The 13181-nt window shown below is 73.4% G+C and carries 13 protein-coding genes, 1 pseudogene and 1 riboswitch; of the genes and pseudogenes, 5 read left to right on the top strand and 9 right to left on the bottom strand.

The features are described from left to right. Positions 1 to 25 precede the first annotated feature (25 nt). Positions 26 to 469, top strand: coding sequence for a GNAT family N-acetyltransferase (locus ARTHRO9V_RS05605; RefSeq protein WP_056046620.1), 444 nt, complete (start codon positions 26 to 28; stop codon positions 467 to 469). A gap of 37 nt (positions 470 to 506) precedes the next feature. Here ARTHRO9V_RS05605 and ARTHRO9V_RS05600 read toward each other — a convergent pair whose 3' ends face one another. After that, a complete protein-coding gene (locus ARTHRO9V_RS05600; protein WP_056046623.1) occupies positions 507 to 977 on the bottom strand; it encodes an Lrp/AsnC family transcriptional regulator in 471 nt (156 codons plus the stop codon). 170 nt (positions 978 to 1147) lie between these two features. Between ARTHRO9V_RS05600 and ald the strand changes: the two genes are divergently transcribed. The 3 genes from ald to ARTHRO9V_RS05585 all read left to right on the top strand — a co-directional run bounded on the left by ald (position 1148) and on the right by ARTHRO9V_RS05585 (position 3796). Continuing rightward, positions 1148 to 2257: an alanine dehydrogenase gene (ald, locus tag ARTHRO9V_RS05595; protein ID WP_159826040.1), complete on the top strand. Its 1110-nt coding sequence runs from the start codon at positions 1148 to 1150 to the stop codon at positions 2255 to 2257. Positions 2258 to 2390: 133 nt separating this feature from the next. Further along, positions 2391 to 2954, top strand: coding sequence for a TetR family transcriptional regulator (locus ARTHRO9V_RS05590; RefSeq protein ID WP_056046627.1), 564 nt, complete (start codon positions 2391 to 2393; stop codon positions 2952 to 2954). A 44-nt stretch (positions 2955 to 2998) separates the two neighbouring features. Beyond that, entirely contained in the window at positions 2999 to 3796 is a 798-nt protein-coding gene (locus ARTHRO9V_RS05585) for a dienelactone hydrolase family protein (RefSeq protein ID WP_159826038.1), read from the top strand. Between the two features lie 84 nt (positions 3797 to 3880). Here the strand turns inward: ARTHRO9V_RS05585 and ribH are convergent, their stop codons facing one another. The 6 genes and pseudogenes from ribH to ARTHRO9V_RS05555 all read right to left on the bottom strand — a co-directional run bounded on the left by ribH (position 3881) and on the right by ARTHRO9V_RS05555 (position 9029). Then, complete coding sequence (gene ribH / locus ARTHRO9V_RS05580; RefSeq protein ID WP_056046630.1) at positions 3881 to 4381, bottom strand: 6,7-dimethyl-8-ribityllumazine synthase; 501 nt, start codon at positions 4379 to 4381, stop codon at positions 3881 to 3883. Positions 4382 to 4490: 109 nt separating this feature from the next. Next, positions 4491 to 5061, bottom strand: a pseudogene (gene ribB, locus ARTHRO9V_RS05575) (3,4-dihydroxy-2-butanone-4-phosphate synthase); the annotation flags it as partial. A gap of 50 nt (positions 5062 to 5111) precedes the next feature. Continuing rightward, positions 5112 to 5801, bottom strand: coding sequence for a riboflavin synthase (locus ARTHRO9V_RS05570; protein WP_159826036.1), 690 nt, complete (start codon positions 5799 to 5801; stop codon positions 5112 to 5114). A gap of 180 nt (positions 5802 to 5981) precedes the next feature. Then, positions 5982 to 6116, bottom strand: a riboswitch (FMN riboswitch). 112 nt (positions 6117 to 6228) lie between these two features. After that, on the bottom strand, positions 6229 to 6921 hold the full coding sequence (locus ARTHRO9V_RS05565; RefSeq protein ID WP_159826034.1) for a pentapeptide repeat-containing protein: 693 nt from the start codon (positions 6919 to 6921) through the stop codon (positions 6229 to 6231). Between the two features lie 70 nt (positions 6922 to 6991). After that, positions 6992 to 8416, bottom strand: a complete 1425-nt coding sequence (locus ARTHRO9V_RS05560; RefSeq protein WP_159826032.1) for an L-serine ammonia-lyase — start codon at positions 8414 to 8416, stop codon at positions 6992 to 6994. Between the two features lie 97 nt (positions 8417 to 8513). Continuing rightward, positions 8514 to 9029 (bottom strand): MarR family winged helix-turn-helix transcriptional regulator, encoded by a 516-nt coding sequence (locus tag ARTHRO9V_RS05555; protein WP_159826030.1) that lies wholly within the window; start codon positions 9027 to 9029, stop codon positions 8514 to 8516. Positions 9030 to 9117: 88 nt separating this feature from the next. Between ARTHRO9V_RS05555 and ARTHRO9V_RS05550 the strand changes: the two genes are divergently transcribed. Further along, entirely contained in the window at positions 9118 to 11313 is a 2196-nt protein-coding gene (locus ARTHRO9V_RS05550; RefSeq protein ID WP_159826028.1) for an MMPL family transporter, read from the top strand. On the opposite strand, the gene ARTHRO9V_RS05545 is transcribed toward ARTHRO9V_RS05550, so the two are convergent. Together ARTHRO9V_RS05545 and ARTHRO9V_RS05540 are read right to left on the bottom strand one after the other, a co-directional pair. Then, positions 11238 to 11834 carry a thermonuclease family protein gene (locus tag ARTHRO9V_RS05545; RefSeq protein ID WP_159826026.1) on the bottom strand — a complete coding sequence of 199 codons (597 nt, stop codon included), beginning with the start codon at positions 11832 to 11834 and terminating at the stop codon, positions 11238 to 11240. The genes ARTHRO9V_RS05550 and ARTHRO9V_RS05545 overlap by 76 nt on opposite strands. After that, a partial coding sequence (locus ARTHRO9V_RS05540; protein ID WP_236556939.1) for an MFS transporter occupies positions 11831 to 13181 on the bottom strand: 1351 nt, incomplete at its 5' end. The genes ARTHRO9V_RS05540 and ARTHRO9V_RS05545, both read right to left, overlap by 4 nt.

Genomic DNA, 13181 nt, shown 5'->3' with positions numbered 1-13181 from the left:
CGCGCGAGGCCGATAGCGTGGCCGTGTGACCCCCACCCAGCACTCGTCGTCCGTCGCCGAGATCGACCCCGTCGTCCTCTACGAGATCCTCCGCCTCCGGGTCGACGTCTTCGTCGTCGAACAGGAGTGCCCCTACCCCGAGCTCGACGGGCGCGACCTCGAGCCGACCGCGCGCCTCCTCTGGTCCACCGACGACGACGCCCGGATCCTGGCGACGCTCCGGGTGCTGCACGACGGCGACGACCGTCGCATCGGCCGGGTGGCGACGGCGTCGTCGGCTCGCGGTCGTGGGCTCGCCGCCGACCTCATGCGGTCGGCCGTCGTCGAGTGCGACGGTCGACTGGTCCGGCTCGACGCCCAGGCCCACCTCTCGGGCTGGTACGCCCGGTTCGGCTTCGTGGTCGACGGCGACGAGTTCCTCGAGGACGGCATCCCCCACCTGCCGATGACGCTCGCCGCCACGCGCTGACGCCGGCCCCTGGCTCGGCACGGCACCGGCTGATCGGTCAGACGGTCGGGCCGGGGTGGTGGTGCTCGAAGACCAGACTGGTCCGGGTCGAGGCGACGGCCGGGTGCGCCGAGAGGTGGTCGAGGACGAACTCGCGGACGTCGTTCGTGTCGCGGACGGCCAGGTGGATGATGAAGTCCTCGGACCCGCCCAGGAAGAACAGCTGCACCACCTGCGGCAGGGCCCGGATCTCGGCCGAGAACGCGGCGATCCGCTGCCGGGCCGACGCGAGGATCGTCACGCTGATCAGCGCCTGCAGGTCGAGTCCGAGCGCGGACAGGTCGACGTCGGCTCCGAAGCCGGCGACGACGCCGCGCTCGACGAGGGACCGGAGGCGCGCGAGACAGGTCGACGGAGCGATCCCGACCTGCGCGGCCAACGTGGCGTTGGGGGTCCGACTGTTCGCGAGCAGCAGGCGCACGAGCTGCCGGTCGATCTCGTCGAGCCGAACGTCCTTCGTCGCAGCCATGCCTCGTCCCGTCCCTCACCGTCGATCGTGCGGCCAGGCAGGGCCTGCACAGAATCTCGTGCGGAGAGCTTGGCACGCATCGGCACGAAACAGCACACTGACCTCAGTTCGGCGAACAGAGGCGTGCACCGGCCGCCCGTCGTCGAGGCCACTCCCCGAGAGGACGAACCATGCGCGTCGGCATCCCCACCGAGATCAAGAACAACGAGAACCGCGTCGCCGCGACACCGGCCGGAGTCCACGAGTTCTCCCGCCGTGGACACGACGTGATCGTGCAGGCCGGCGCCGGACGGGGGTCGGGGTTCACCGACGCCGAGTTCGTCGCCGCGGGTGCGACGGTGGTGGACGACGCGGCCGACGTCTGGGGCGAGGCCGATCTGCTGATGAAGGTCAAGGAGCCGATCGCGGCCGAGTACCCGCTCATGCGGGCGGACCAGACCCTCTTCACCTATCTGCACCTCGCGGCCTCACCCGAGTGCACCGAGGCCGTCCTCGCGTCCGGCACGACCGCGATCGCCTACGAGACGGTCCAGCGGGACGATCGCAGCCTGCCGCTGCTCTCGCCCATGAGCGAGGTCGCCGGCCGCCTCTCCACGATGGTCGGCGCCTACCACCTCATGAAGCCGATCGGGGGCACGGGCGTGCTGCTCGGCGGCGTCCCCGGCACTCCGAAGGCGAAGGTGGTGGTGATCGGCGGCGGCGTCGCCGGTGAACACGCCGCGGCGAACGCCCTCGGCCTCGGCGCCGACGTGACCGTCATCGACGTGTCGCTTCCACGCCTCCGCGCCCTCGAGGTGCAGTTCGGCGGCAGGGTGCAGACCCGCGCCTCGACGGCCTACGAGATCGGCGCCCAGGTCGCGGCCGCCGACCTGGTGATCGGTTCGGTTCTGATCCCCGGCGCACAGGCCCCCAAGCTCGTCACCGACGAGATGGTGGCGTCGATGCGTCCCGGGTCGGTGCTCGTCGACATCGCCATCGACCAGGGCGGCTGCTTCGAGGGCTCGCGCGCGACCACGCACGACGACCCGACCTTCGCCGTCCACGACAGCGTCTACTACTGCGTCGCCAACATGCCCGGCGCCGTCCCCCAGACCTCGACCCGGGCCCTGACGAACGCGACCATGCCCTACGCACTCGCCCTCGCCGACCGGGGGTGGCGTGACGCCATCGCGGCGGATGCGTCGTTGGCCCGCGGCGTCAACGCGGTCGCGGGGCAGATCACCAACGCTGGTGTCGCGGCGGCGGTCGGCGTCGACCTGGTGGACGCCCGCGCGCTCTGACCCGTCCGACGACGCGACGGTACCCCTCCGCGACGGCGCCCTCCCGGACGCGGGGCGAACCGGTCCGGCCGGTAAGCGAAGACCTCCCTCCGAACCAGGTGGTCCGGAGAGGTGCAGCCCCTATGCTCTGGGCATGGCACGACGACCCACCCCTCCGCGGGAGCGGCTGCTCGAGGCGGCGCGGACCGAGTTCGCGGCCCGCGGCCTCGCCGGAGCCCGCGTCGACACGATCGCGCGCGACGCCGAGGCGAGCAAAGAACGGCTCTACGCCCACTTCTCGACCAAGCGCGACCTGTTCGACGCCGCCCTCGGCGAGAGCATCGGCCGCTGGGTCGCGGTCGTCCCCTTCGACGCCCACGACCTGCCGGGCTGGGCCAGCGCGCTCTACGACCACCTGGCGTCGAACCCCGACGACGCGCGCCTCCTGCTCTGGGGCCAGATCGAGGGCGTCGCGTTGCCGAGCCCCGGCGTGCTCGACCACGGTCAGCTCGAGGCGCGCCGTGACTCGGTGCGTGCGGCCCAGGACGCGGGTGACATCTCGTCCGGCTGGGACGCCGACGAGTTGCTGACCATGGTCTTCGGCGTCGTGCTGGCCTGGTTCGTCACGCCCGAGGCCACCAACCTGCACACCGGCCCGCAGCAGCGTCGGTGCGACGTCGTCCGTCAGGCCGTCGCCCGCATCGTCGACCCCGGCTGAACCGCCCCCGGCACCGTCCGACCCGCCGGGAGTAGCGTCCCCGTGTGACCACGACCGAACCCACTCCCGCCCTCTCCCCCGACCTTCAGCGCGTCCTCGACAGCGTGCCCGACCCGGGCGGCGTCACGACGTCGGACGAGGTCTACGCGGCGACCGACGCCGATCTCGAGGGGTTCCTCGCGACGCCGGCCGGTGCCTCCTCGTCCGGGCTCGTGCCCGGCGTGCTCGTGCTGCACGACTGGTTCGGCGTCGTCGACCACGTCAAGGTGCGCGCGCAGATGCTCGCGCGGCTCGGCTACGTGGCGCTGGCCGGCGACGTCTACGGGCAGGGGGTCCGCCCGTCGCCCGAGGAGGCCGCCGGCGAGGCGGGCAAGTACTACGGTGACGTCGCGTTGTTCCGGTCGCGCCTGCTCGCGAACCTCGAGCGCCTGCGCGCCGAGCCGGGCGTCGACCCGTCGCGGATCGCGGTGATGGGCTACTGCTTCGGCGGCTCGGGTGCCCTCGAGCTGGCCCGCGCGGGTGCCGACGTCGCCGGCGTCGTGTCGTTCCACGGAGGGCTCGGGACGGGGATGCCCGCCGAGAAGGGTGCCGTGACGGCCCCGCTGCTCGTGATGACGGGTGCCGCCGACCCGGTGGTGCCCGACGAGGCGGTGGTCGGCTTCGAGGACGAGATGCGCGCCGCCGAGGCACCCGACTGGCAGGTGCTGAGCTACAGCGGCGTCATGCACGCCTTCGCCGTCCCCGGGACGGACGCACCCGATCACGGGGCCCAGTACGACGCCCGCGCGGATCGTCGCTCGTGGCAGCAGCTGGAGACGTTCCTGTCCGAGGTCTTCGCCTAGGCCCGACGGGCCCGACGGGCGCGACGCCAGACCGTCAGGAGGCGCGGTGCCGGGACGCTCGTCGCCCCGGCACCGCCTCCGTCGTCAGAAGCCGGCCACGCGGGCCGTGCCGGCCCGGGCCAGGTCGCGCAGCTGGACGGCCGTCGCGACGGCGGCGTGGGCGGCCTCGGCACCCTTGTCCTCCTTCGAGCCGGGGAGGCCTGCCCGGTCGAGGCCCTGCTGCTCGTCGTCGAGGGTGAGCACGCCGAACCCGACGGGCTTGCCCGTGTCGAGCGTCACCCGCAGCAGGCCCGAGGTCGCGGCGTCGGACACGTACTCGAAGTGCGGCGTGCCGCCGCGGATGATGACGCCGAGGGCCACGACCGCGTCGGCCCCGGCCTCGAGAGCGGCCTTCGCGACGACGGGCAGTTCGAAGCTGCCGGGCACGCGCACGACCGTGGCCGTGGCGCCGAGGCGCTCGACCGTCGACAGCGCGCCGGCCAGCAGGCCGTCGGTGATCGTCTCGTGCCAGGTCCCGGCGACGATCGTGACACGGATTCCCGTGCCGTCGACGTCGAGTTCGGTGGGGGCGCCTTCTCCGCTCATGCGGGGTCTCCTTCGGTCGTGCGGGTGGTGGTCGTGGTGTCGGTGGCCCGGGAGTCGGACGCAGGGGATGGTGCGTCGAGGTCGAGGTCGCGGTCGCCCAGCCAGGAGACGAGAGCGGCGATCGTCACGACCGGCACGCCCTCGCGGGCCCCGAAGTCGAGCAGAGCCCGCAGTCGCATCATCTCGCCGTCGTCGCCCACGATCTCGCTGATGACGGCCACGGGTCGCAGCCCCGCGGCCTTCATCAGGTCGACCGAGGCCTCGGTGTGGCCATCGCGCTCACGCACTCCGCCGTCACGGGCGCGCAGCGGCAGGACGTGCCCGGGGCGGTGCAGGTCGTCGCGAACACTGGTCGGCGACGCGAGCCTGCGGAGGGTCGTCGCCCGGTCGGAGGCGCTGATCCCCGTGGTCACGCCGGCCGCCGCGTCGACGCTGACGGTGTAGGCCGTGCCCCGGGCGTCCTCGTTGTGGGTGACCATCGGCGGCAGGTCGAGTCGGTCGGCGATCTCGTTCGTCATCGGCGCGCAGACGAAACCGGAGGACACCCGGACCGTCCAGGCGATCCACTCGGCCGAGGCCAACTCGGCCGACAGGACGACGTCGCCCTCGTTCTCGCGGGACTCGTCGTCGACCACCACGACCGGGCGACCACGGCGCAGGTGCTCGAGGGCGAGCTCGATCGGGGCGAGGCGCGAGTCGACCCGCCCCTCCTCCCGGGGCGTCGACACGGTCACGGGCGCCCCGTCACGGCGGCGTCCCGCGGGTCCGCCGCGTCGGCCGCGTCGGCCGCACCGCGCGGGCCGTCGGCGTCGAGCGCGTCCAGTCGCAGCATGCGGCGCACGTGACGGGCGAGCACGTCGGTCTCGACGTTGACGCGGTCGCCGACGGCCTTGCCGCCCAGGGTCGTCACGGCGAGCGTCTCGGGGATGAGGCTGACCTCGAACCAGCCCGGCAGCTCGCCGGGTTCGCTGATCGCGCTCACCGTGAGGCTGACGCCGTCGAGCGTCACCGACCCCTTGTCGACGAGCAGGGGCGCGAGGTCGTCGGCGAGGTCGAACCGGACCCGACGCCAGGCCTCGCCCTCTTCGATCTCGACGACCGTGGCCGTGCCGTCGACGTGGCCCTGGACGATGTGACCGCCCAGGCGGTCGCCGACGCGGGCGGCTCGTTCGAGGTTGACGGGCGTCCCGGGGCCGAACGTCCCCACGGTGCTCATGGCCAGGGTCTGCCGCATGACGTCGGCCGTGAAGGTGTCCCCCTGCTGCTCGACCACCGTCAGGCAGACGCCGCTGACCGAGATGGAGTCACCGTGCGCGGCATCGGTCAGCACGGCGGGGCCGTGGACCGTCAGGCGGACGCTGTCCCCCTGGTCGGCGACGCGCTCGACGCGTCCGAGTTCTTCGACGAGGCCGGTGAACATCAGCGCACCACCGGGCCCGTCGGGTCGGTGGGTCGGTGCGTGCGTGCATCGGGCCCGGGCGTGGTCGCCTGCGTCGTCATGTCGTCCTCCGGTCTGCCTGGCTGTGTGCCGAGGGCTCTCCGGGGGTGCGCGACGCGAGGGTCGGCATCGGCCCGGGGGTCCGCTGAGGGACGACCGGGCCCGCGCCACCTCTCATCCGGACTATGACCGTCGGTACCGGGGTTCCACCGGTTCAACCGGCCGCCACCTCTCGGGGACGACGCGGGTCGCGGACTGTGACCGCCGGCTCAGATTTTCACTGACCCCGGAGCGCGTTGCTCTGTCGGCGACGATAGCACCGCCGCCTCGTGCGGCCCCGACGTGTTCGGCCAGGGCGTAGCCGGGCGTCGCACGGGCGGCCCGGGCTCAGCCGTCGACAAGCCCGGGATCAGCCGACGACGAGTCCGAGGTGAGCCGCCATCGTCGGGGCGAAGGTCGCCAGCTGCAGGTCGTCGATGGTCGCGCCACGAAGCCCTTCGAAACCGTCGATGCGGGAGAAGTCGCTGGTGCGCAGATCGGTGTGCGACAAGGAGGCGCGGGTCACGTCGAGCGTGCCGATGCGGCAGTCGACCAGCGCGACCCGCAGGGCCTGCACACCCCCGAGGTCGAGTTCGCCGATCGTGCAGCCCTCGATCACGACGTCGGTGAGGCGCGCCCCGCGCAGGTTGAGGAAGTCGATCTTGCCGCCGACCAGGTGCACCGACCGCAGTTCGGCGTCGAACAGCTCGGCCGACCCCCACCGGGGTCGCTCGACGCGGACGTCACGCCAGGTGCTGCTCGAGGCGGCGAGCTCGGGGGCGAACGAGTCGGCCAGCACCGACTCGACCAGGCGGGCGCCCCGCAGTCGGGCCGATCCGAGCCGCGGCGACTCGAAGACGCACTCGGTGAACTCGGACCCCTCGAGGTCGCGACCGGTCAGGTCGGCGTCGACGTACCGTTCGAGCTCACGGCTGTCGCGCGGACCCAGCAGGTCGGTGCCGAGATCGACGAGCCCCTGGGGGTCGACGGGGTCGAGCCGCGGGGCGTCGGTGCCCCCCGGGGTCGCGGGGCGGGACGGCGTGGGGCGGCGCGACGGGGTCATGCGACGAGGCTAGCGGCGGGGTGCGACACGACCCGAGGAACGTCCGGGCGGGCCTCCGACGCGGACCTTCTCAGCACTCGATGACGTTGACCGCGAGCCCGGCGCGGCTGGTCTCCTTGTAGCTGTCCTTCATGTCGCGGCCGGTCTGGCGCATCGTCTCGATGACGGTGTCGAGGCTGACGACGTGGCTGCCGTCGCCGAGCAGGGCCATGCGGGTGGCGGCGACCGCCGTGCCCGCCGCGATCGCGTTGCGCTCGATGCAGGGCACCTGCACGAAGCCGCCCACGGGGTCGCAGGTGAGGCCGAGGTGGTGCTCCATGGCGATCTCGGCCGCGTTCTCGACCTGGCGGGGCGTCCCGCCGAGCAGGGCGGTCAGCGCGCCGGCGGCCATCGACGCGGCCGAGCCGACCTCGCCCTGACAACCGGCCTCGGCCCCCGAGATCGACGCGTTGCGCTTGTAGAGCGACCCGATCGCCGCCGCCGTCAGCAGGAAGGTGCGGGACAGCTCGTGATCGGTCGCACCGTGGAACCTCATGGCGTAGTAGGCGACCGCCGGGATGATGCCGGCCGCGCCGTTGGTCGGGGCGGTGACGACGCGCCCGCCTCCCGCGTTCTCTTCGTTGACGGCCATCGCGTAGGCCTGCAGCCACTGGGCCGGCAGGTCGGAGGCCAACAGCGAGGAGGCGCGGCCCTGGTCGATCGCCGAGCCACCGAGGGCGAAGGCGGTCGCCCTCTCGTCCTGCTGGCGCAGCATGGTCGCGAACTGCCGGGCGCGCCGGGGCACCTTCATCCAGCCGGGCAGGACGCCCGTGGCCTCGAGACCCGCGTCGACGCAGGCCCGCATGGCCGCCCAGCGCGAGTCGAGCCCCGCCGCGGCCTCCGCCTCGCCGTGCAGCGCGACCTCGTTGCGCCAGGCGAGGTCGGCGATCGACGCGCCTTCGGAGTCGCAGAGGCGCAGCAGGTCGTCCGCGTCGGTGAAGGCGAACGGCGCCTCGGCGGTGGGCACGGCCCGCTCGTCGTCACCGTCGCGCACGACGAAGCCCCCGCCGACCGAGAAGTAGACCTCGCGGGCGAGGCTCTCGCCGTGAGCGTCGAAGGCCTCGACGCTCATCGCGTTGGGGTGCCGGGGCATGCGCGTCAGCGGCGCCATGCGCAGGTCGTTGGGGGCGAAGGCGATCTGGTGCCGGCCGAGCAGCCGCAGGCCGCCGCCCTGCTCGACCGCCTGCTGCATGCCCGAGACGACCTCGGGGTCGCAGGTCTCGGGTCGCATGCCCGCGAGGCCGGCGAGGACGGCCGACGGAGTGCCGTGGCCGAGGCCGGTGGCGGCGAGCGAGCCGTAGAGCACGGCCTCGACCCGCACGACGTCGGTCAGCCGGCCGTCGACGTCGAGACCGAGCAGGAACTCGCGGGCGGCCCTCATGGGGCCGACGGTGTGCGAGCTCGAGGGGCCGATGCCGATCGAGAAGAGATCGAGGGCCGAGACGTGGTCGGTCACGGAGAACCTGCCTTCCGGGGTCACCACGACGTTACCCGCTCCCGCCGACGCGCAGGAGGTCGGGGCCGTGCGCCACCCCGGGGAGGCGCGGGTCACCTCAGGCGGGTCGCCCCACCTCGCGGGCCCGCTCCGCCATCGCGCCCGACATGCCCTCGAGGAACCGTCGGACGGTCTCGAGCTCGGCCTCGTCGAACTCGGCCATGACCCGGTCGCTCATCACGCCGAGCGGCCCGAAGAACGCGCCCGCGACCTCGCGGGCGCGATCCGAGTAGCGGAGGAGCACCCGGCGCCGGTCGGCGTCGTCGCGGCTGCGGTGCACGTGCCCGACCTTCTCGAGGCGGTCGATGACTCCGGTCGCCGCCCCCGACGTGACGCCCAGGAGCTCGCCGAGACCGCCGGCGGTGACGGGGTCGCCGTCGCGCTCGGCCTGCATGACGTGCAGCAGCGCCTCGAGGTCGATGTGGCCGAGACCGTGTCGCGAGGCGAAGGCCTGGGCGAGCTTCTGGGACTCGGTGGTCAGCCGTTGCATGTGGGTGACGATCTCGTCGGCCTGCGGCGAGCGCGACGGACGGGTCGACGGGGCCGTGGGGCCCGGGTCTCTCGGGGTGGGCATGGAACCTCCTGCGTGACGAGTCTGGTCGATGCTCCTGTGATCTGCAATACTCTTAGCTCCTAAGACATTCAGCGACTGAAGGATCACCATGCGCACCCTCGCCCGCATCGTCAGCGGCCACCGCACCGCCTGGGCGGTGCTCGCCGCGACGGCCGTCGCCGTCGCCCTGCTCTTCACGGTCCTGCCGCAGAGCGAGGGCGACGCGGCCCCGCCGTCGGGCGTCCCCGACACGAGCCAGTCGGCCCAGGTGGCCGAGCTGCTCACGACCTTCCCGAGTGCCGAGACGACGGTGGGCATCCTGGTCTTCAGCCACGACGGCGACCGGCTCGACGCCGCCGACCTGACCGCCGTCGACGAGCGGGCCGCCGCCCTCGCCGAACTCGCCACGACCCCGCAGGCCGTCCGGCCGCAGATCAGCGACGACGGCACCGCGGCGATCGTGGCCGTCCCGCTCGACGCCACGACGGTCGACGCCGACGTCGCGGGCACGGCGACGAGCCTGCGGGACGCGGCCTCGGCCGACCTGCCCGCCGGGCTGGACGCCCTGCTCACCGGGCCGATCGGGTTCCAGGACGACATCGCGAACGCCTTCGCCGGGGCCGACTTCCGGCTCCTGCTGGTCACGGTGGTCGTCGTGGCCGTGTTGCTGATCGTCACCTACCGCAGCCCCGTGCTGTGGATCGTGCCGCTGGCCGTCGTCGGTGCCGCGGACGCCCTGGCCGGCCGGGTCGCGGCCGCCGTCGCCGAACCCCTGGGCATCCCGCTCGACGCCTCGATCTCGGGCATCCTCTCGGTGCTCGTCTTCGGCGCGGGCACCAACTACGCCCTGCTGCTCGTCGCGCGCTACCGCGAAGAACTGCTGCTCGAGCCCGACCGCCACCGCGCGATGCGCACGGCCGTGACGAGTGCCGGGCCCGCCATCGCGGCCAGCGGCGGCACGGTCGCCCTGAGCCTCCTCACGCTGCTGCTCGCGTCGCTCACGGGCAACCGGGCCCTCGGCCTCGCCTGTGCGATCGGCGTCGGCGTCGCGATCGTGTTCGCCCTCGTCGCCCTGCCGGCGGCCCTGGTGGTCTGCGGTCGCGGGCTGTTCTGGCCCTTCGTGCCCCGCGCCTCCTCGTCCGGGCGCGACCGCGTGCCCGACGGGGCCGACGCGGCGCGGACGGCCGACGCCACCGCAGGAGGCGCGGCGCACCACGCGGCACCGCGACGCGGCTTCTGGGATCGTCTCGGGCGCGGCGTCCGACGCCGTCCGGCCGTCGTGGCCGTGGCGTCCGTCGCGGGCATCGGCGTCCTCTGCCTCGGCCTGAGCGGCTACGCCGTCGGCCTCTCGCAGACCGACCAGCTGCTCGGCGACCCCGATTCGGTCACCGCGCAACAGGTGATCGACGACTCGTTCTCGGCGGGGCTGACCAGCCGCACCACCGTGATCGTCCCCTCGACGGTCGCCGACGAGGCCACCGCGCTCGCGTCGGGCACGGACGGCGTCGACACGGCCACGACCGGCGAGACCGAGGGCGGACTGACGCGCGTCGACCTGCAGCTGTCCGCCGAACCCGAGAGCGACGCCGCGTTCGCCACCGTCGAGCGTCTGCGTGCCGGGTACGCCGACGCCGGCGGCGGCCTCGCCGACGCGCTCGTCGGGGGCAGCGACGCCACCGCCTACGACACGAAGGTGGCGGCGCAGGCCGACATCGACCTGATCGCGCCGATCATCCTGGCGATCGTGTTCGCCGTCCTGGCCCTGTTGCTGCGCTCGCTCGTGGCCCCCGTCCTGCTCATCGCCTCGGTGCTCGCCACGTTCTTCGCGAGCCTCGGGGCCTCGACCTGGCTGTTCCAGAACGTGCTGGGGTTCCCCGCGCTCGACACGGCGGTGACGCTGTACGCGTTCCTGTTCCTCGTCGCCCTCGGGGTGGACTACAACATCTTCCTCACCACCCGGGCCCGCGAGGAGGGCCTCGTGCACGGCACCCGCGAGGGGATGGTGCGAGCCCTGGCCTCGACCGGCGCCGTCATCACGAGTGCGGGCATCCTGCTGGCGGCCGTCTTCGCCGTCCTCGGCGTGCTGCCGGTCGTCGCCCTGACCCAGGTCGGCGTGATCGTCTGCCTCGGCGTGCTGCTCGACACCCTGGTCGTGCGCACCGTGCTGGTGCCCGCGCTCGTCTTCCTCACCGGTGACGCGTTCTGGTGGCCGAGCCGGCGTCCGTCGGTTCAGCCGCAGGCGTCCCAGAGCCCGACCCGCGACGCCTCGGCCGACGCCTCGGCCGCGACGAACCGGTCGCGGTAGCGGTACGCGTCGTCGTAGGTGTCCTCGCGCCCGTAGCCCTCGGCGACGAGCCGCTCGTTGAGCATCGTGCCGTCCGGCGACCAGACGTAGCGCAGCAGCCGGTCGTAGCGGTCGGCGTCGCCCTGCGAGGCGTCGTCCTCGAGCCAGACCGTGGCCCCCTCGGGCAGGGCGGCCGTCGTGAAGGCGCTCGCCTCGGGTCCGAAGCAGTCGACGGGCGCGTCGGGCTTCACGGTCTCGGGGGTGTCCACGCCGATCAGGCGGATGCGCTCGCGCTCCCCCGCCACCAGGACGACGACGGTGTCCCCGTCGACGACCCGGTCGACCACGGCCTCGACCGCCGCGGCCGGGACGCTCGTGGGCACGGGGACCGCACCCGCGCCTCCCGGGCCGCCACCCGCCGACCCGTCGCCGAGGAGGCGCGGGAAGGCCACGAGGACGGCCCCCGCCACGAGCACCACGAGGACTCCGAGCAGCCGGCGGGGCGTGAGGCGACGACGCGACGGACGGCGACGCGCGCTCACTCGGCGAGCCGCGTGCCGCGGAGCTCGGGCAGCATCGTGGCGGCGACGGCCCCTACGACGAAGACCGCGCCGAAGACGACGAACAGGGTGGGCGGCCCCCCGAGGGCGATCAGCGGGGGCACCGACAGCGGCGCGGCGATCGAGGCGATGCGCCCGACGCCGGCGGCCCACCCCGCGCCCGTGCCCCGCAGCGGGGTCGGGTAGAGCTCGGGCGTCACGGCGTAGAGCGCCCCCCACGCGCCGAGGTTGAAGAACGACAGGGCCATGCCCGCGACGAGGATCTGCGCGACGCTGCCGCTGACCGCCCCGAAGCCGAAGAAGACGGCCGCGACGGCCGACCCGAGCAGGAAGGTCGCGAGCGTCCCCCGGCGTCCCCACTTCTCGATCAACCAGGCCGAGGCCGCGTAGCCCGGCAGCTGCGCCAGGGTGATGATCAGCACGTACCCGAACGAGCGCACGAGCGGGAACCCGGCCGCGACGAGCAACGACGGCAGCCAGACGAAGGCGCCGTAGTACGAGAAGTTGGTCATGAACCAGACCACCCAGATCGCGACCGTGCGGCGAGCCATGCCGGCACCGAAGAGCCGGCCGACGGAGGCGCGGGCCGGCTTCTCGACGACCCGCGCCTCCTCGGTGACCACGGTCGGGGCGGCGACGCCGGCCGCCTGCTCGAAGCCGCGGACGGTGCGCTCGGCCTCGTCGTGACGCCCCTTCGACTCGAGGAAGCGCACCGACTCGGGCATCCTGAGGCGGACGAACACGGCGTAGAGCGCGGGAGCGGCACCGATCAGCAGGGCCCAGCGCCAGCCGTCGTCGCTCGTCGGGATCACGAGGTAGCCGACGAGGGCGGCCCCGATCGAGCCGACGGCCCAGAACGCCTCGAGCAGGACGACCACCCGGCCCCGGATGCGCCGGGGTGAGAACTCGCTGACGAGGGTCGACGCGACCGGCAGTTCGGAGCCCAGGCCGAGTCCGACGACGAAACGCAGGACGAGCAGCACGCCGACCGACCAGGACAGGGCCGAGAGGCCGGTGGCGAGGCCGTAGAGCAACAGGGTCAGGGCGAAGACGGTCTTGCGGCCCAAGCGGTCGGCCAGCGAACCACCGACGGCCGCGCCGATCGCCATGCCCGCGAACCCGGCCGACGCGACCCAGGCCAGTTGTCCGGCCTGGTCGCTCCACACGGTCATCAGTTGGGCGATGACGAACGAGAGCAGGCCGACGTCGAGCGCGTCCAGGGCCCATCCGATGCCCGAGCCGGCCAACAGGCGACGGTGCTTCGAGGTGAACGGCAGCTCGTCGAGGCGCTCGCTGCGCGTCGGGGCGACCGGGGTCGAGGTGGGGACG

Origin of the sequence: Frigoribacterium sp. 9N (genome assembly GCF_902506305.1) — a bacterium.
In the GTDB taxonomy this organism is placed as follows: Bacteria; Actinomycetota; Actinomycetes; order Actinomycetales; family Microbacteriaceae; genus Frigoribacterium.
This window is presented reverse-complemented; position numbering and strand designations above follow the sequence as displayed.